A 17,842-nucleotide genomic window follows, 5' to 3' on the forward strand; every position below is an offset into this window, starting at 1 on the left:
AACCAGCCGAGGGGTTTCCTCATGCTCGCGTTCGCACCGATCAATGGCGCCGCCGGCGCCGCGTACCACGTCGTCACCGGCCTGGCCGACCTCATCGCCCCGCTGGCCGGGACCACTGCCACCGCCGCCGCCATCGTCCTCTTCACGATGCTCGTCCGCCTGCTGATCTCGCCGCTGAGCTGGGCACAGATCCGCGGCCAGCAGCGCCAGGCCACTCTCGCACCGAAGCTGCGCGAGCTGCAGGAACGCCACCGGAACGACCCGGCCCGGCTACGTACCGAGCTGGCGACGGTCTACCGGGAAGCGGGCACCACGCCGCTGTCCGGATGCCTCCCGGCGTTGCTGCAGGCACCGTTCTTCTTCGTCATGTACCGCCTGTTCACCACGTCGACAATCAACGGGGAGGGCAACAGCCTGCTGGCCGAGCGCCTGCTGGGCGTACCCCTGGGGCAGCATTTCGCCGACGGCCTCGGCGGCGGCGCGGGCCTTGTCTTCCTCGCGCTGTTCGCCGCGCTCGCGGCCCTGGCCTGGCTCACGTCGCGCCGGATGCGGCGGGCCGCGGTGCCCGCAGACGGTCCCGCGGCCGCTATCAGCCGGGTACTGCCGTTGCTGCCGTTCACGGTGTTGATCGCCGCGGCGGTGATGCCGCTCGCGGCCGGGCTCTACCTGGTGACGACGACCGCGTGGACCGCCTTGGAGCAAGGCGTCCTCCGCCGGTTTGTTGTCGTACCCGCTGGCTAGCGTGGGCGCATGACCGTGACGCTCGACAATCTCGCAGCCGTGGGCAACGTGGTCGACGGGGGATACCAGCACGTCACCAAGGTGATCATCCCGCGCCCCGCGCTCGCTCTGCCCGACACCTACCTGAAGTGGTACGACCTGCACCGCGCGGACCAGACGGTCCGCGCGGAGGTCGACGCCGAGGCGCGCGAGTTCGTCCGCGCCGAGACCGCCGCCGGCCGGCTACCCATCTCGGGTGACCTCGGCTTCGTCATCGACCACCTGTCCGGCGAGCACATCCACCTGCTGCTCGTGTTCACTTGGCGGGGCAACAACGAGATGTGGGAGTCCGTCTACTACAAGGACCTCCGCGACGGCGGGCCGTTCCAACTCGCCCCACAGGGCACGCACCGCGGCGCGATCTGCGTCTGGGAGTTCGGCGCCGTCGCGCACGAGCACCTGGCCTGGACGCGCTACCTGCGGTCCGCACGCGACGAGGCCGCCAAGCGGGAGTACGCCGAAAGCCTCTACGCCGGCGAGATCTAGTAGGTCGCGAGCTCGGCCATGCTGTCGATCAGTGCGTCCGCCCTGGCGAGGCGGGCGCGCTTGCCCGGCTTGTTGGCGTACCCGATGGCCGGGACCCGAGCGGCGTGCGCCGCGTCGATGTCGGTCGTGGAGTCGCCGACCAGCACGCACTCCTCGGGTTGGGCACCCAGCTCGCGGAGTGCCGCCAGCACCGGCCACGGATTCGGCTTCATCCGAGCCGGCTCGGCGTACGGCCGTCCGATGACCGCGTGCACGGAGCCGGCCAGCCCGTGCGCCGTGAGATAGGCACGGACCGCCTCGGCGGAGTTGTTGGACACGATCGCGACCCGGTGGGCCGCCCCGATGACCTCCCCGGCGTACGGCGTCGGCTCCGCACCGCCGACCGCGACCAACTCGGCGGCGCGCAGGGCGTCCTCGATCCGGCGGGTCACACCGGGCCGGCCAGCCGTCGCCGAGTAGCGGAGGATCTCCAGCGGATCAGACTCGGCGATTATCGCTTCGGGCAGGCTGACGCCCTCGTCGGCGAGCAGTTGCCGCAGCTCGGCCGCGACGGTGGATGCGGGATGGTTGGCGAAGACGCGGCAGACCGGCCCGTCGAAGTCGAGCAGCAGGTAACGCTTGTGCCTGAACCAAGGGCATGTCTGGTGGATCTTGTGGGTGCGAGGCAAGGTCCAGGCGGCGTCCGGCGGCACCGGGCGGAGGTCGTCGTCTGGGCCCGCCGCAGCCCCACAAAGATCCACCAGACACGCCCTATGAGGCGAAGCCACGGAACACGCCATCCGGGTCGGCATGATTGGCAAACTCAAAGAAGTCCATGTTGGAAATCGACAGATTATTTTCGATGCCCCACATCTCGCCCGGCACCACCCGGAACCAATTCCCCGGTGTGTGGAGCAGGTCGACCGCGACGATCGGCATCTCGGGATCGGTGACCGTGACGTCGTCAACCAGGAAGAGAAAACTGCGATAGGTAGCGCTCGGCAAGCGCGCGACCTGCTCGGCGGTCACCGCCGCGAACGCCCGGTCGCCGACGAAGGACAGACTGGCCGCGAACCCATCGACCGACGGCACGGCACACGCCGCCTGAACCGCGTCCCACGCGCCATCGTCGGCAAAGTCCGTACGGAGCACGAGCGCGCCCACCGTGTCGGGCAAGGTCAGCATCGTTCCAGTCTCCCAGCCCAGTTGATCTCCTGGCCGGGTTGGGTCACTATGCGACCCTGACCGCGTGACCGACCGCGGTGATCGACGGCTCGCGACGATGAAGTGGCTGCTGGACGTGGCCGCGGAGCGGTTCGACGCGATGACCAATGGTCAGGACCACCCACGGATCGACACCGCCCGTACCAGGATCGAGACGGCCAGCGCAGCCGTCGCTCGGGCGGCCGGCGGACTGTCCAGTTGGACGCGGACCTGGCTCGGCATGGCGGTGGCCGCGGTAGGCGCGTGGACAGCGGCCACGGTCAGCGGAGGGCTCATCGGCGTCACCATTGTGGTGGTGCTTGGCCTGTACTGGCCGATGTTTACTTTGCACAACGTGCTGGCGGACAGGGTCAATCGGCGGCGAACCCGGCGACCGGAGCCGCCACCGGAAATCAGCATGCCGGCCGGTCTCGACCCGGCGGATCAGGTCCTCCGGCTGCTGTGGGCCGCACGAGACGAACTGCGCGGGGAGATGAGACAGCGCGCCGCCACAGATCGGTTCGGGTACGTCGGGCGGACCGCCACCGGCTTCGACTGGCTGCGCCGGCGCAACGGCCACCTCGCCTGGTTAACTCGCGCCGACCGGTCCGTGTGCCAGGCGATCCACTCCATCGAAATCTGGCTCGACGCCCTGGACCACGACCGGTGAGGGAGATCGCGACCAGGCTGCGGGCCGCCGAAGAGATGGCGGAACGTGCGGCGGTGACCTGTCAGCACGCGGAACTCAAGGGCCGGCGCTTCCGCGCGGGCGTGATCGGCGGCCTGGAACTCACCGCCGAGAGCCTGCACGCGGCCGTAGAGGTGATCGAGCCGGCTCCCACCGTCTCCCGCAGAATGATGGCGAGCTCAGTGCTGATCACGTTCCTACATGTGGTGGCATGTGTGGCTGTGCTCCTGGCCGTGCCAGACCCGAGCCGGCCGCTTGTGCTGGCGGTGGCGCTCGGCGGCACGGGGGTCCTGGCGAAGCTGGTAACAGGCTTGGTCGTCACAGCCTGGGACTGGCGCGACGCGCGGGCGCTGGACTCGGCCGCCGTCGATGAGCCTTCAGATATACGGGGCACAATCGTGGAATTGCGGACGGAGATCGATGCGATCAGCGCTGACCTTGATCCGGATCGCGACGGCGCGCACGTGAAGATTAGTCAGAAGATCGAATCGGCGCTGATTTGGCTCGACTCAGCGGAGCGCGCGAGCCGGTAGGCATCGTTGGAGCGGGTGAAGGGAATCGAACCCTCACTGTCAGCTTGGGAAGCTGATGTTCTGCCATTGAACTACACCCGCAAGCGGACACCACTGTACATCACAACCCAGCCACCACGGGCACACCGCCCAGGGACTATCACCGCAGGCCAGGCGACGCGCAGGTCGAACGCCTGGAACGCCTGTCGGACGCCGTAGCCGAGGACGCCGTAGCCGAAGAGGCGGCCGTCGGGTCGAGCCACACCTGCACCGCGGGGCGCTCGGGCGTGCCGACCGTGAACGGGGTGGCGCCGTTGCGTCCGTGCCGGGCCAGCATCGCCACGTCGACCGTGAACTCGAACAGCCGCCAGTCGACCTGCGGTGCGGCCCGCAGGTTGCCGGCGAGGCGGGCCACCTTGGCGCGGTCGGTGACGACCTGGGCGCGGCCGGCCAGGTACGCCTCGTCGTCGCTGTCCTCGGGCGGGAAGGAGTGGAGCGCGTAGCGGCCGTCGCGCTCCAGGTCACGCCGCTTGGGCGAGTCGACGACGAAGCAGTAGAGGCCCTCGTCCGTGATCACCGGTGACACCGGATGCACCCGCGGTCCGCCGTCGGCGCGCACGGTCGCGAGGTAGCCCAGACCCGGACCGTACTGCTGCATGAGGGAGCGGATCGCCTCGGCCAGGCGGGGCTCATCGGTGACGAACTCAGACCAAGATGCCATGCCAGCATCTTATCGAACGTATGTACGAGCAAGGTAGTCCCCTATGGTGTGTCGCATGCTGCTCTCCGACCGCGACCTCGTCAGCGAGATCAAGGCGGGCAACCTCGCGCTCGACCCGTTCGAGCCGGACCTGGTCCAGCCGTCCAGCATTGACGTCCGGCTGGACCGGATCTTCCGCGTGTTCAACAACCACCTGTACACGCACATCGACCCGTCGGTACGGCAAGACGATCTCACCTCGCAGGTCGAGGTGCCGGCCGGTCAGCCGTTCGTGTTGCATCCGGGCGAGTTCGTGCTGGCCTCCACGCTGGAAGTTATCTCGCTGGGCGACCAGCTTGCCGGCCGCCTCGAGGGGAAGTCGAGCCTGGGCCGTCTCGGCCTGCTGACGCATTCGACCGCCGGTTTCATCGACCCGGGGTTCAGCGGGCACGTCACGCTCGAGCTCTCCAACGTGGCGAACCTGCCGATCACCCTGTGGCCGGGCATGAAGATCGGTCAGCTGTGCATCTTCCGGCTGTCGTCGCCGGCCGAGCACCCGTACGGGTCGAGCGTGTACGGCTCGCGGTACCAGGGTCAGCGCGGGCCCACTCCGAGTAGGGCCTGGAAGAACTGGCGGACCTGGCCGACAGCACGTTAACCGAGAAGACGCCCTCCCATCCCGGGTGGATGGGAGGGCGTCTTTTTTTCTCTGGCCGGTGCGGGTCGCGTGACGGGGGAACACGCGACAGGCGCGGCCACGGGGGTGGGTAACGCTAGCCCGGTCGGCCGTAGCCATTGATCGGCGCGGCGTTGATCGTGCGCATCCGGACCGGTACCCCGGGCTTGGACGCGTCCACGATGTAGCCGCCGCCGACGTAGATGCCCACGTGATGGACGTCGCTGTAGTAGAAGACGAGATCGCCGACCTTCAGGTTGCTTCGACTGCTGACCGGATCGACCGTGCCCTTCTGGCGGGCGGCGTTGTGCGGCAGCGAGACGCCGGCGGCCTGCCAGGACTTCATGGTCAGCCCGGAGCAGTCGTACGCGTCGGGACCCTCGGCGCCGAAGACGTAATCCGAGCCGATCTGCGCGCAGGCGAACTTGGCCGCCTTGGTGCCGGCGCTGCCGTCGTACGAGTACGGGCACGCCGCGGGCCTCAGCTCACCGACGCCGCCACCGCTGCCGTACGCGGCCAGGCGCGCCTTTTCCAGCTTGTCGATCTCGCCGTCGAGCTGCTTCTTCTTCACCGCCAGGTCGGCCTCGGCCTCGGTCAGCTGGCTGACCAACGCGTCCAGTGGGGCCTTCTGCTTGGCGTAGCGTTCCTTGAGGTCGATGACCTGCTGGACTTCGGCCTGGGAACGGCGGGCGAAGACGTCCAGCAGCTCCAGTTGGTCGGCGAACGTCGTCGGCGTGCCGCTCGTCAGGAGCGCGTTGAACGCGGAGAAGTTTCCGCCCTTGTAGCGCTCCACGGCGAACTCGCCGACCCGGGTCATCGCCAGGTCGATCTGGAGTTGCAGCGGCGCGATCTTCTTGGCGAGCGCGTCGGCCTGCTTACGCTTGGCGGCCAGATCGATCCGGGTGGCGTTGTGGCGCTCAAGCACCGGCTCGAGCTTCTCGAACGCCGCGTCGATCTGCTTCTCGATCTCGGCGGGGGACGGCGCGGCGTGCACGACCGTGCCGCTGGACAGCACGGCGGCGCATGCGAGGAACGCGGTAATGATGGAGCGACGCGCGGCATAGCCTGCCACCGGAGTCCGAACTCCTTCTCCCTGGCCGCCTACCGGGTTAGCTGACGGGTTCGGGCGGGAAGAACGCCCTACCGCGGATCGCGGATTCACCCCAAGTTGCGTGGTTCCCCGGCTCGTTGTCTGACCGACTCGGCGGGCTGAGCCGTGGTCTCCCAGGCTGGGAGGCCGACCTCCGGCTCAACGATCCCCAAGGGTAGGAGCGGCGCAATCGACCCGCAAGCGGTACGGGGGCACTAGTTCGGTCCGTGTGCGCACGGTAGCGCATCGTATATCGAAACGATGCTAGTCAATAGACAGAAACACGTCGTCCAGCAGTCCGGCGTACTGGTCATTGTCGACGGAGACGTTCTTGCCGCCGATTCGCAGCGGTTCGGAATTCACAATGGACACCCCGGGCGGCACGTGGACCGAGCCGCGCGGCACCGCATCGACGAAAATCGACAGCGTCGAGCCGGCCCGGGTGCAGGCGAGCGCGTGCCACCGGCCGTCGGTCACGGTCACCGGCGCGATCACCCGGTAGATCGTCGTGGTGCTGGCGACCACGCAGCTCGGCTGGCCGGCGCGGCCGTCGACCTGGAGCTTGAGCTGGGTGACGCCGCCGGTCGAAAACCCTTTCTGCACAACGTTCGCGCCGTCGCCGGCGTCGGCGGCCGTCATCAGCACCGAGGCGCCGTAGCGCAGCGCGCGGGTGCCCGGATTGAGCTCGGGCGCCGGCCCGCTCTCCAGGATCGCCCGGGGGCAGCCGGCGCCGTCGCACCGGTCCGGAAACCGTGCCGCCCACCCGCCGCCGCGCTCGGTGAAGCCCACGACACCCCGCGTCCGCAGCGGGTGCCGCCCGGCGGCATCCGGCACCGAGCCGGTGAACCAGCCGTCGAACGTGTACCGCACCGACACCGACGGCGGCCCACCCGGCGCGGGCTTCGCGGTCGCGGCCAGCGCCACACACACCAGTCCAAGCAGGGGTACGCCCCATCGGCGCGTCATGTGCATTTCGCGCGACATTGCTCGATTGTGGAGATTCCAGGGCAACTCAGACAATCACTCGCAGAGCTAGATTTCAGGAGCGCGTGAAGCTTTCTTACATGTAGGCGCGAAGTCTCGTAATCTATTGACCATGCCCCGTCTTACAACGCGAATCGTGCTCAGTACGGCGGTGGTCGGCGCGGCGACGCTGGTGTCGACCACGCCCGCCCCCGCGACCAGCCCATCAACCGACACCCGACAGCAGGAGTACGCGGCCGCCGCGGCGGAGTTCGGCGTACCCGAGAGCGTCCTGCTCGGCGTGTCGTACCTGGAGTCCCGGTGGGACACCAACGCCGGCACGCCCAGCACCAGCGCCGGCTACGGCCCGATGCACCTTACCGACGCCACGTACGTGACGTCGCTACCCGGCGGAAACCACCACGACGACGACGCCGAGGACGCCCGGGGCGACGACGCCCGAAGCACCAAGGACGTCGCCTCGGTGGGTGTGCCGGCGCCCGCTCCCGAGGCGCTGCAGACGCTCGACCGTGCCGCGGCGCTCACCGGCGCGACCGAGGAGGCGCTGCGCACCAGCCCGACCGAGAACATCCGGGGTGGGGCGGCACTCCTTTCCGCGTACCAGGAAAGCATCGCTGGACCGACGGGGAGCGCGAGCGACCCGGCGGCCTGGTACGGCGCGGTGGCCAGGTACAGCGGCGCGGACAGTGCCGATGCCGCGGCGGCCTTTGCCGACCAGGTCTTCACGACGATCCGCGAGGGCGTCGCGCGGGTGACCGACGACGGGCAGAGCGTGACGCTGGCCGCGCGGAGCGTCAACCCGGCGCGCGGCTGGCTGGACCGGCTCGGGCTGCGCAAGCTGGCCCGCCCGGACGGCCTGGAGTGCCCGGTGGACATCTCCTGCGAGTGGATTCCGGCGCCGTACCAGGAGTTCCTGGACAACAACGGCAACCCCGACTACGGCAACCACGACCTGGGCAACCGGCCCAAGCAGCAGAAGATCGAGTACATCGTCATCCACGACACCGAGGGGTACTTCCAGCCCTCCGTCAACTTGGTACTGGATCCAAAATATGTGAGCTGGCAGTACACGCTGCGCTCGGTCGACGGGCACATCGCCCAGCACCTCAAGGCCAAGGACGTGGGCTGGCACGCCGGCAACTGGTACGTCAACGCCAAGGCGATCGGGCTGGAGCACGAGGGCTTCGCCGCGCAGGGCACCTGGTACACCGAGGCGATGTACCGCACGTCGGCGAAGCTGGTGCGGTACCTGGCGACGCGGCTCGGCATCCCGCTGGACCGCAACCACATCATCGGCCACGACAACGTGCCCGGCACCATCCCGGCGAACGTGCGCGGCATGCACTGGGACCCGGGTCCGTACTGGGACTGGTCGCACTACTTCGACCTGCTGAAGGCTCCATTTAGGACGACCGGTTGGCCGGGCAGCGGCATGGTGACGATCGACCCGGACTTCGCGACCAACAAGCCGGCGTTCGTCGGGTGCGGCAGCGTCGCGTCCCAGCCGTGCACGCCGCGCGGATCCTCGGCGGTCATCCTGCACACCGCGCCGGACGCGGCTTCGCCGCTGCTCAAGGACATCGGGTTGCGGCCGAGCGGCGTGGACGCCACCATGCACGTCTCCGACCACGGCTCCCGGGTGTCGGCCGGGCAGACGTACGCCGTCGCCGACCGGCAGGGCGACTGGACGGCGATCTGGTACCTCGGGCAGAAGGGATGGTTCTACAACCCGCGGTCGGCGCCGGCCGCGAAGTGGGCCACCGGGCTCGTGGTGACGCCCAAGCCGGGCAAGGCGACGATTCCGGTGTACGGGCGGGCCTATCCGGAGCAGGCCGCGTACCCGACGGGCGTGCCGTACCAGGCCATCACGCCGTTGCAGTACACGCTGTCGGCGGGGCAGCGGTACGCGGTCGGCAACGTCCTGCCGGGCGAGTACTACCGGGCGGTGACGTTCGACGGGTCGTCACCGGGTGACTGGACGGTGATCCGCAGCGACACCAAGTACGTGCAGATCCAGTTCGGCCACCGGGTCATGTTCGTGAACCTGGCCGACGTGCAGTTGCTCCCGTCGTTCCTCTAGGCGCGTGCATGTTAGGAAGGGCCCCCTCCTATGCAAAAAGCGATAGGAGGGGGCCCTTCCTTGCACTCAGCTCGGGCGGCGGAAGCCGCGCAACGGCATGGTGTCGATGGTGGCCATCTGCACCGGCTTGCCCGATCGCGGGGCGTGCACCATCAGTCCGTTGCCCACGTACATGCCCACGTGGTGCAGGTCGCTGTAGAAGAAGACCAGGTCGCCCGGGCGGGCGCTGTCGCGGCCGATCACCGCGCCCTCGTTCCACTGGTCGGCTGCGTGGTGAGTCAGGCTCACGCCCGCCTTGCCCCAGGCGTACTGGGTGAGCCCAGAGCAGTCGAACGAACCCGGCCCGTCCGCGCCCCACACGTACGGCTTTCCGATCTGGTTGCAGGCCGTACGCACCGCCGTGCCGGCCGCGCCTCCGATGTAGACAGCCGGGCACGCTCCGATGTAGAGCGAGCTCTTCGAGGAAGTACCAATCGCGCTGTCCCGCAGCTTCTGCAGCTTGGCGATTTCGCCGTCGATCTGCTTCTTGCGCGCGCCCAACTCGGCGTCCTGCTTCTGCTGCTGGGTGATCAGCGCGTCCAGCCGCTGCTTTTCGGTGTCGAGCTTTTCCCGCGCGGCCACCACGTCGGCGACCTGCGCACGCTCCTTCGCGGCCAGCATGTCCAGGATCGTGAGCTGGTCGGTGAACGTGGTCGGCGACCCCGTCGACAGCAGCGCGTTCACGTCGGAGGTGGGCCCGGTCATGTAGTACCGCGAGGCGATCGAGCCGATGCGTACCAGCGCCAGGTTGGCCTGCAACTGCAACGGCTGGATCCGGTCGCGGAGGTCGGCCGCCTTCTGCTGGTTGGTCTTGAGCTGGCTGTGCACCTTGTTGTATTGCTCGATGACGGGTTCGAGCTGCTCCCACTTGGCGTCGATCTGCGCCTCGATCTCATCGACGGTGGGCTCGGCTTGGGCAGGGACGGCGGGCAGCAAAGACACCATTATGACGGCACTCAGCGTGACGATGCCGCGGCGAAAAGTGCGCAAAGAAAGACTCCCCAGGAATGACCGGACGCAACCTTAGGGAAGATCGGTAACGGAAATCAAGCTCGGCCGACGACCGCCGTGAGGACGTCGTCGAGCGTGACGACGCCGAGCGCGGCGCTGCCGTCGCTGACCAGCAGCATGTGCCGGCGTTCGCGGCGCATCGCGAGCAGCAGCTCGGCCAGCGTGCGCTCCGGTGGCACCACCCCGAGCGGGCGGATGATCTCCGGCGGCACGGGCGCGGTGCGGCGCGCACCCTCGTACCCGAGGATGTCCTTGACGTGCACGAAGCCCAGCACGCGGCGGGTGGCCCGGTGCACGACCGGAAAGCGCGACCGGCCGGTACGGGTGGCGAGCACCTCGAGGGACGCCGGGGAGACGTCCTCGGCGACGGTGGTCACCTGCGACCACGGGCGCAGCGCGTCGCCGGCGGTACGGCGGCCGAGCGCGAGAGCGCCGGTGATGCGGGCGTGCTCCTCCGCGTCCAGCAGGCCCTCGGTGCGCGCCTGCGAGACCAGTCCGGCCAGCTCCTCGGCGGTGAAGACGGTCTTGACCGCGTCGGTCGCCTCGATCCGCCAGATCCGCAGCACCGCCCGGGACGCCCACTTCATCGCCAGCAGCAGCGGCTTGGTCGCCAGGCAGAACGCCAGCATCGCCGGCCCCAGCCACAGCGCGGAGGTCTCCGGCCCAGCGAGCGTGATGTTCTTCGGCACCATCTCGCCGACGACCGTGTGCAGGAAGACAACTACGCCCAGGGCCAGCACGAACGCCACCGGGTGCAGCGCCCGGTCCGGGACGCCGAGAGCGTGGAAGGGCCCTCCAGGAAGTGCGCCAGCGCCGGCTCGGCGATCGCGCCGAGCAGCAGCGCGCAGACCGTGATGCCGAGCTGGGCGCCCGCGATCATGAGCGGGATCTGGTTCATCGCCGACAGCGCCCACCGGGCCCGGGACGACGTCGCGGCGAGCGGCTCGATGACGGTACGCCGGGACGCGATCAACGCGAATTCGCTGCCCACGAAGAACGCGTTGCCCAGCAGCAGCACGACGGTGATCAGGATCTTGCTCATGGCACCAGCTCCGGGGCGACTACCCGTACCTGCTCGATCCGGTGCCGGTCCACCTCGACGACCGTGAACTCCCAGCCGTGCTCCACGACGGTCTCGCCGGCCACCGGGATGTGCCCCAGCCGGGCCATGAGAAAGCCCGCCAGCGTCTCGTACGGCCCCTCGGGCAGGCGGAAGCCGGTCTGCTCGGCCAGCTCGTCCTCGCGCAGCAGGCCGTCGACCAGGTACGTCCGCTCCCCGCCCGGCACGGTCAGCTCCACCGGACCGGCGTCCTCGACCGCCTCCGGGTCGAACTCGTCGACGATCTCCCCGACCAGCTCCTCGACCAGGTCTTCGACGGTCACCACGCCGTCCGTGCCGCCGTACTCGTCGACCACGATCGCCAGGTCGGCGTCGGCCGCGCGGAGGGCGGCCAGCACGGCGTCGAGGTCCAGGCTCTCCGGCACGTACACCGGCTCGCGCGCCACTGCCGCCACCGTCGTGGTCGACCTGCGCGCCGGGGGTACGCCGAGCGCGTCCGGCACCCCGACCACGCCGGTCACCAGGTCGAGCGTGTCCTCGTACACCGGAAAGCGGGTGCGGCCGGTCTCCTGAGCGGCCGCGAGAAGCTCGGCCACGGTGGCGTCCGCCTTGAGCGCGACCACGTCGACCCGCGGCGTCATCGCCTCGGCGGCCCGCTTCTCGCCGAAGCGGATGGTGCGCTGCAGCAGCCGCGCGGTCTCGGTGGGCAGCGCGCCGGCGCGGGCCGAGATCGCGGCGAGCAGCCCCAGCTCCTCGGGTGAGCGCGCGCTGGCCAGCTCCTCCTGCGGCTCGACGCCGAGGCGGCGCACGAGCGCGTTCGCGGAGTTGTTCAGCCCTCGGATCAGCCAGCCGAACATCATCGAGAACGTGCGCATCGGCGCCGCCGTCACCAGCGCCGCCGGCATCGGGCGGGCCAGGGCGGCGTTCTTGGGTACGAGCTCGCCGAAGAGCATGGACAGCAGGGTGGCCAGGGTGAGCGCCAGGACCCGCGCGACCGTGTCGGTGGCGTCGCCGGCGAACGACCGGATCGCCGGTGCGAAGAGCTTGGCCAGCGCGGGCTCGGCGAGGTAGCCGGTGAGCAGCGCGGTGATGGTGATGCCCAGCTGTGCGCCGGAGAGCTGGAACGAGAGCTCGCGCAGCGCCTTCCGGACGGTTCGGGCCTGGCGGTCACCGGCCTCGGCGCGCTGGTTGATCTCGGCCCGGTCGACCGTCACGAGCGCGAACTCGGCCGTCACGAAGAACGCGTTGCCAGCCGTCAGCGCCACGAAGCCGAGCAGCGGCAGGATGGTCAGGAGCAGGCCGTCGATGATCGGTTCACCTCGGCGGTGATTCTCCCACGACGTCCCTGAGCCGGATGACTGCCATGGCCAGCAGCACGCCCGCCACGGCGCCGATGGCGTTGTTGACCCAGTCGTAGCCGACGCACTCGCGCCCGACGCCCTCGATCGACTGGGTCAGCTCGATCGCCACCGGAAGCACGACACCGACGGTCGCGACCAGCGCTGGCCGCCGGGAGGCGTACACCGCGAAGAAGGTCAGCGGGACGAACATCAGCACGTTGCCGACCCGCTCGCCACGTTCGGTGGTGGCGATCAGGCCCCGCCCGAGCACGCCGGGGTCGAAGAGCGAGCCGGTGCAGGCGCCGAGCCCCGACAGGCCCGGTCCACCGATCGGCACGCCCGGCTCGGGCGGCAGGGTCAGCGTCAGCACCACCGCGAGGCTGAGCAGTACGCCCAGCGTCGGCCACCGGGCCCAGCCGAGCCGACCGGCCAGCCCGCGATGCGCCACCAAGGCCAGCGGCGCCAGCAAGGCAAACGTCAACGCGGGCCAGGGTTGCGAAAGAAAGTCACTGGCCCAGGCGCGCACGCGTCCATGACTACCAGGCGCACCCCGCACCCGGCCCGTTATGACGGATTCATGCCTCGGCTTTGACCGATCGGAGCAGCACAGTGGCCACGTCTACGACCTCGACCTCGTCCGCGGCACCCTTTCCGGTGACCCCGTCGCCGATCATGGTGTAGCAGAACGGGCAGCCGACCGCGATGGTCTTCGCGCCGGTGGCGAGGGCCTCCTCGACGCGTTCGGTGTTGATGCGCTTGCCGATGCGCTCCTCCATCCACATGCGGGCGCCGCCGGCGCCGCAGCAGAACGAGCGTTCGCTGTTACGTGGCATCTCGGTGAGCGCGCCCGCGTTCTGGAGGATCTCGCGCGGCGGGGTGAAGACGCGGTTGTGCCGGCCCAGGTAGCACGGGTCGTGGTAGGTGATCCCGCCGTCCACCGGCTGCACCGGGGTGAGCTTGCCGCTGGCGACCAGCTCGGCGAGCAGCTGGGTGTGGTGCACCACCTCGACCTTCAGGCCGAGCTGGCTGTACTCGTTGCCGAGCGTGTTGAAGCAGTGCGGGCAGGAGGCGACGATCTTGGTTACGCCGGCCTCGGTCAGCGTCTCCACGTTCTGCTGGGCGAGCATCTGGAAGACGAACTCGTTGCCGAGCCGGCGGGCCGGGTCACCCGTACAGGTCTCCCCCTCGCCGAGGATCGCGAAGGACACGCCGGCCTGCTGCAGCAGCGTCGCGACCGCGCGGGTGGTCTTCTTGGCCCGGTCCTCGAACGCGCCGGCGCAGCCCACCCAGAACAGGTACTCGAACTCCCCGCCGTCCGTGACCCGGGGCACCTCGAAGTCCAGCCCTTTCGTCCAGTCTTCGCGGGTGTTCGGCGGCGCGCCCCACGGATTGCCCTTGCTCTCCAGGTTGCGCAGCATGATCCCGGCCTCGGACGGGAAGTTCGACTCGATCAGGACCTGGTAGCGGCGCATGTCGACGATGTGGTCGACGTGCTCGATGTCGACCGGGCACTGCTCGACGCAGGCGCCGCAGGTGGTGCAGGACCAGAGCACGTCCGGGTCGATGACGCCCTGCTCTTCGGCGCCACCGATCAGTGGCCGCTGCGACTCGGCCAGGGCGAGCGCGTCGACCTTGCTGTGGTCGTCCCCGGCCAGCAGGTACGGTGCCTTGGCGTACGCGTGGTCGCGCAGGGACAGGACCAGGAGCTTCGGGGAGAGGGGCTTGCCGGTGTTCCACGCCGGGCACTGCGACTGGCAGCGGCCGCACTCGGTGCAGGTGGTGAAGTCGAGCAGGCCCTTCCAGGTGAACTGCTCGACCGCCGCGACCCCGAACTGGTCCTTGTCCGGGTCGGCCTGCTCGAAGTCGAGGGGCTTGCCGGCCGACATCATCGGCCGCAGGCCACCGAGGCCGGAGCCGGCCGGGCGGCCCGGGTCGCGCTTGAAGAAGATGTTGAAGAACGCGGCGAACCGGTGCCAGGCGACGCCCATCGTCACGTTCAACGCGATCATGATCAGCCAGGTCATCGAGATGACGATCTTCACCGCGGCGGTGATGGAGAGCCCGGCCTCCGAGGCCGGCAGCACGTCCCCGAGGGCGTGCGAGACCGGGGCGGCCCACGTCGGCCACTCCAGGTGCCCGGTGGCGGCCTTGAACCCGCGGATCAGGAACCCGCAGATCAGCACCCCGACGATGACCCACTCGACGAAGTAGCCCTGCCACATCGTCGAGCCGGTGAACCGGGACCGCCCCTTCGCGCGGGTCGGCCGGTTGGCCAGCCGGATCGCGATCAACACCAGGATGCCCGCCAGGCCGAAGACCCCGATCAACTCGGTGACCAGCCCGTACAGCGCCCAGCCACCGACCACCGGCAGGCCGTCCTGCGGGTCGACGACCTCGAAGTACGCCTCCAGCACCAGCAGCGACAGCACAATGAACGCGACCATCACGAACCAGTGCGCCGCGCCGACCACGGACCACTTGAGCATCCGGGTGTGGCCCACGGTCTCGACCAGCATCCGCTTGGCCCGGGTGCCCTTGTCCGGGAAGCGGGTCGGGTCCGGCTGCCCAAGGCGGATCACCGACACCATCGTTCGCACCGCGCGTACCGCGAGCACGACCGCGACCAGCGTGATCGCGGCCGCGAGGACTGTGGTCACGATCTGGACGGTGCCCATGTACGTCGCCTCCCGAAGTTGGTCACGAGAGCAGCGTACTGGCTACGTTACCCGCCGGTAACGTGAATAAAGTCGCAGCCCAGGCAACACCCTAGGGCAAGCCGCGTCGCCCTACCGCCAGCGGGAGAGCAGGATCAGTGAGGCGACCATCGAGCCGAAGCCCACGGCGAGGTTCCAATACCCCCAGGACTCGACCGGGTAGGCCGTCTCGGACAAGTAGTAGACGACGAGCCACGCGATGCCGAAGAAGATCAGGCTTACTGCGGTGATCGGCAGCCAGACAGGGCTCGGCTTCTTGGCTGCCGCGGTCGACGCCGGACGGACATCCGTTGGCGGCGTGTAGACCTTCTTCTTACGGACTTGAGACTTGGGCACGACGCTTTCTCCTGTCAACACCGTTGTCCATAGACTAGCGCCGCTGCACCCAGCCGTCAGGCCGGGCGAGGATCGCAACAACAGCTAGAGTAGTCAAGCCGGCGCGCGGAAGCACAAGGGGGCGTGAGGAGACGGGGTGGAGTACACGTCCGGCGCCTCCTCTTGGCGCGAGGTTCTACACCGGGCCCTCGCCGGTTTGGTGCCGCGCCGGCTCGGGCGCGCGCGCTCCGGCTGGTCGATCGTCGTGCCGCTGATCGCGATCGCCGCCGGCCTCCTCTTCACCACGAGCGCGACGACCGCCAACGGGACGTCCCTGCGGGAGGACCGCCGCCCCCAGCTCGCCCAGCTCATCGAGGACCGGCGCGAGCGCGTCGAGCAGAGCGACAAGCGGCGGGCCGCCCTCCTCGCGGACGTCGAGGCCCAGACCGAGGCGCTGGCCGGCTCCGACGCCCCCATCGCCGAGCAGCGCAAGCGTGCCGACGCGAGCCGGGAGGCCGCGGGCTTCACCGCGCTGCGCGGGCCCGGGCTGACCGTGGAGCTCGACGACGCGCCGCGCCTGGGCGACACGAACCGGCCGGGAAACCCCAGCAACGATGACCTCGTTGTGCATCAGAGCGACGTACAAGCCGTGGTCAACGCGCTGTGGGCGGGAGGGGCCGAGGCAATGTCGATCATGGATGTCCGAGTGATCTCCACCAGCGCGGTCCGCTGCGTCGGCAACACCCTGCTGCTCCACGGGCGGGTCTACTCGCCGCCGTTCAAGATCACGGCGATCGGTGACCCGGCGGAGCTTCGGGCGGCGCTGTCCGCGTCCGACGGGGTCCGGCTCTTCCGGGACGCCGTCGAGCACTACGGGCTGGGCTACCGGGAGACCGTGGAAGGGAGCGTGACGGTGCCGGCGTACGACGGTTCCAGCACGCTGAACTCCGCCGAGGTGCCGCATGAGTGAGCGGAGCGAGTTCGGGTGAGCCGGCACCGCATGCCGGACGGCGACGACGAAACCGCGATCATCCCGCAGGTATCTGCCGAAACGCCCACCACGGTCATTCCGGTCGTTCCCGGACATGACGAGCAGGCGACCGGGCTGCTCGGCGTCGTACCCCCGGCTCCGGAAAAGTCCGACGCGCCGGCACCCGCGGCACCTCCCGTGCCCCGGCGCGGAGAGCGCGTGGTGCGGCTCCGGCCGGAGCAGACCGACGAGGGCTACAAGAGCGTCTACTCCGAGCTGACCCGGCCGACGGTCGGCTCCCGCATCCGCACCGGCGTCCGCGGGCTCGGCGAAATCATGATCACGCTGGGCGTGATCGTGCTGCTGTTCGCGGCGTACGAGGTGTGGGGCACGACCGCGATCATCGGCGACCACCAGGACAGCCTCGACCAGCAGCTCGCCGAGCAGTGGGACGAGCCGGACCCCACGGTCGGGCCGACGCCGAGCGCGTCGCCCACCAAGGCCCCGCTGACCGGCATCGCCCGCCTCTACATTCCCGAGCTGGACAAGCAGTGGGTGGTGGTCCAGGGCGTGACGCAGAAGGACATCCGGTACGCCCCCGGCCACTACCCGAGCAGCGCCGACCCCGGCGAGATCGGCAACTTCGCGGTCGCCGGGCACCGCAACCGGGCCACGTTCTGGCGGCTCGACGAGCTCGACAACGGCGACGCGATCGTCGTCGAGACGAAGACCGAGTGGTTCGTCTACAAGGTCAGCCAGACCCGCATCGTCAAGCCGAGCCAGGTGGAGGTCGTCGCGCCGGTGCCCGGCCGGCCCGGTGCCAAGCCCACCACGGCGATGCTGACGCTCACCACCTGCAACCCGAAGTTCGACAACTACCAGCGCCTGATCATCCACGCCAAGCTGGATCACAAGCAGGCCAGATCGGCCGGCAAGCCGGCGGAGTTGGGCTAGGGGCCGACGATGTACGCCTGGATCTGGCGCCATCTGCCGTTCCGCAAGTGGCCCTACAAGCTGGCCACCTCGCTGGTGCTCATCGTCGGCATCGGCGCGCTGCTCTGGTACGTCGTGTTTCCCTGGGCCGAGCCGCTGCTACCGTTCGACGACGTGCAGGTGGAGCAGGACTCCGGTGTCCCGGCTTCGCCATCTCCCGACGCCGGGGACGAGCACGACATCCCGTACGAAACCGAACCATCCGCCACGCCGAGCAGGTGA

General features: G+C 69.3%; 18 protein-coding genes, 1 tRNA gene, 2 pseudogenes and 1 riboswitch. Of the genes and pseudogenes, 9 read left to right on the forward strand and 12 right to left on the reverse strand.

The window, feature by feature from the left end; all coding sequences use genetic code 11:
- Window positions 1–21 precede the first annotated feature (21 nt).
- Together Prum_RS19460 and Prum_RS19465 are read left to right on the forward strand one after the other, a co-directional pair.
- Entirely contained in the window at window positions 22–741 is a 720-nt protein-coding gene (locus Prum_RS19460) for a YidC/Oxa1 family membrane protein insertase (protein WP_173077819.1), read from the forward strand.
- Window positions 742–750: 9 nt separating this feature from the next.
- Complete coding sequence (locus tag Prum_RS19465; protein ID WP_173077820.1) at window positions 751–1,266, forward strand: hypothetical protein; 516 nt, start codon at window positions 751–753, stop codon at window positions 1,264–1,266.
- On the opposite strand, the gene Prum_RS19470 is transcribed toward Prum_RS19465, so the two are convergent.
- Window positions 1,263–1,916 (reverse strand): HAD family hydrolase, encoded by a 654-nt coding sequence (locus Prum_RS19470; RefSeq protein WP_246278589.1) that lies wholly within the window; start codon window positions 1,914–1,916, stop codon window positions 1,263–1,265. The two genes, Prum_RS19465 and Prum_RS19470, sit on opposite strands and share 4 nt — an antisense overlap.
- 100 nt (window positions 1,917–2,016) lie before the next feature.
- Window positions 2,017–2,430 carry a DUF6924 domain-containing protein gene (locus Prum_RS19475; protein WP_218577293.1) on the reverse strand — a complete coding sequence of 138 codons (414 nt, stop codon included), beginning with the start codon at window positions 2,428–2,430 and terminating at the stop codon, window positions 2,017–2,019.
- 64 nt (window positions 2,431–2,494) lie between these two features.
- Between Prum_RS19475 and Prum_RS19480 the strand changes: the two genes are divergently transcribed.
- Complete coding sequence (locus Prum_RS19480; RefSeq protein WP_173077822.1) at window positions 2,495–3,118, forward strand: hypothetical protein; 624 nt, start codon at window positions 2,495–2,497, stop codon at window positions 3,116–3,118.
- Entirely contained in the window at window positions 3,115–3,669 is a 555-nt protein-coding gene (locus tag Prum_RS19485) for a hypothetical protein (RefSeq protein WP_173077823.1), read from the forward strand. Before Prum_RS19480 ends, Prum_RS19485 begins: the two co-directional genes overlap by 4 nt.
- A 7-nt stretch (window positions 3,670–3,676) precedes the next feature.
- Here the strand turns inward: Prum_RS19485 and Prum_RS19490 are convergent.
- Together Prum_RS19490 and Prum_RS19495 are read right to left on the reverse strand one after the other, a co-directional pair.
- Window positions 3,677–3,750: transfer RNA gene (locus tag Prum_RS19490), tRNA-Gly, on the reverse strand.
- A 58-nt stretch (window positions 3,751–3,808) separates the two neighbouring features.
- Entirely contained in the window at window positions 3,809–4,369 is a 561-nt protein-coding gene (locus tag Prum_RS19495; protein WP_173077824.1) for a pyridoxamine 5'-phosphate oxidase family protein, read from the reverse strand.
- A 55-nt stretch (window positions 4,370–4,424) separates the two neighbouring features.
- On the opposite strand from Prum_RS19495, the gene dcd reads away from it, so the two are divergent.
- On the forward strand, window positions 4,425–5,006 hold the full coding sequence (dcd, locus tag Prum_RS19500; RefSeq protein ID WP_173077825.1) for a dCTP deaminase: 582 nt from the start codon (window positions 4,425–4,427) through the stop codon (window positions 5,004–5,006).
- A gap of 115 nt (window positions 5,007–5,121) precedes the next feature.
- On the opposite strand, the gene Prum_RS19505 is transcribed toward dcd, so the two are convergent.
- Window positions 5,122–6,096, reverse strand: a complete 975-nt coding sequence (locus Prum_RS19505; protein ID WP_173077826.1) for a C40 family peptidase — start codon at window positions 6,094–6,096, stop codon at window positions 5,122–5,124.
- 12 nt (window positions 6,097–6,108) lie between these two features.
- A riboswitch (cyclic di-AMP (ydaO/yuaA leader) is annotated at window positions 6,109–6,241 on the reverse strand.
- A 137-nt stretch (window positions 6,242–6,378) separates the two neighbouring features.
- Window positions 6,379–7,098 (reverse strand): LamG domain-containing protein, encoded by a 720-nt coding sequence (locus tag Prum_RS19510; RefSeq protein ID WP_173077827.1) that lies wholly within the window; start codon window positions 7,096–7,098, stop codon window positions 6,379–6,381.
- A 136-nt stretch (window positions 7,099–7,234) separates the two neighbouring features.
- Here Prum_RS19510 and Prum_RS19515 point away from each other — a divergent pair, with 136 nt between their 5' ends.
- On the forward strand, window positions 7,235–9,178 hold the full coding sequence (locus tag Prum_RS19515; protein WP_246277982.1) for an N-acetylmuramoyl-L-alanine amidase: 1,944 nt from the start codon (window positions 7,235–7,237) through the stop codon (window positions 9,176–9,178).
- A gap of 66 nt (window positions 9,179–9,244) precedes the next feature.
- Here the strand turns inward: Prum_RS19515 and Prum_RS19520 are convergent, their stop codons facing one another.
- The 6 genes and pseudogenes from Prum_RS19520 to Prum_RS19545 form a co-directional block, all read right to left on the reverse strand.
- Window positions 9,245–10,162 carry a C40 family peptidase gene (locus Prum_RS19520; protein ID WP_173077829.1) on the reverse strand — a complete coding sequence of 306 codons (918 nt, stop codon included), beginning with the start codon at window positions 10,160–10,162 and terminating at the stop codon, window positions 9,245–9,247.
- 101 nt (window positions 10,163–10,263) lie between these two features.
- A pseudogene (locus tag Prum_RS19525) lies at window positions 10,264–11,270 on the reverse strand (hemolysin family protein).
- Entirely contained in the window at window positions 11,267–12,571 is a 1,305-nt protein-coding gene (locus Prum_RS19530) for a hemolysin family protein (RefSeq protein ID WP_173083904.1), read from the reverse strand. The pseudogene Prum_RS19525 and the gene Prum_RS19530 overlap by 4 nt, the downstream one beginning before the upstream one ends.
- 31 nt (window positions 12,572–12,602) lie before the next feature.
- Window positions 12,603–13,109: a VanZ family protein gene (locus Prum_RS19535; RefSeq protein WP_173077830.1), complete on the reverse strand. Its 507-nt coding sequence runs from the start codon at window positions 13,107–13,109 to the stop codon at window positions 12,603–12,605.
- A 94-nt stretch (window positions 13,110–13,203) separates the two neighbouring features.
- Window positions 13,204–15,303, reverse strand: a complete 2,100-nt coding sequence (locus Prum_RS19540) for a (Fe-S)-binding protein (protein ID WP_173077831.1) — start codon at window positions 15,301–15,303, stop codon at window positions 13,204–13,206.
- A gap of 111 nt (window positions 15,304–15,414) precedes the next feature.
- Window positions 15,415–15,678 carry a cell division protein CrgA gene (locus Prum_RS19545; RefSeq protein WP_173077832.1) on the reverse strand — a complete coding sequence of 88 codons (264 nt, stop codon included), beginning with the start codon at window positions 15,676–15,678 and terminating at the stop codon, window positions 15,415–15,417.
- Between the two features lie 136 nt (window positions 15,679–15,814).
- Here Prum_RS19545 and Prum_RS19550 point away from each other — a divergent pair, with 136 nt between their 5' ends.
- The 3 genes and pseudogenes from Prum_RS19550 to Prum_RS19560 all read left to right on the forward strand — a co-directional run bounded on the left by Prum_RS19550 (window position 15,815) and on the right by Prum_RS19560 (window position 17,842).
- Entirely contained in the window at window positions 15,815–16,627 is an 813-nt protein-coding gene (locus tag Prum_RS19550) for a DUF881 domain-containing protein (RefSeq protein ID WP_173077833.1), read from the forward strand.
- 33 nt (window positions 16,628–16,660) lie between these two features.
- A pseudogene (locus Prum_RS19555) lies at window positions 16,661–17,581 on the forward strand (class E sortase); the annotation flags it as partial.
- A 9-nt stretch (window positions 17,582–17,590) separates the two neighbouring features.
- Window positions 17,591–17,842, forward strand: a complete 252-nt coding sequence (locus tag Prum_RS19560) for a hypothetical protein (RefSeq protein ID WP_173077834.1) — start codon at window positions 17,591–17,593, stop codon at window positions 17,840–17,842.

The organism is Phytohabitans rumicis, from assembly GCF_011764445.1.
GTDB classification, from domain to species: domain Bacteria; phylum Actinomycetota; class Actinomycetes; order Mycobacteriales; family Micromonosporaceae; genus Phytohabitans; species Phytohabitans rumicis.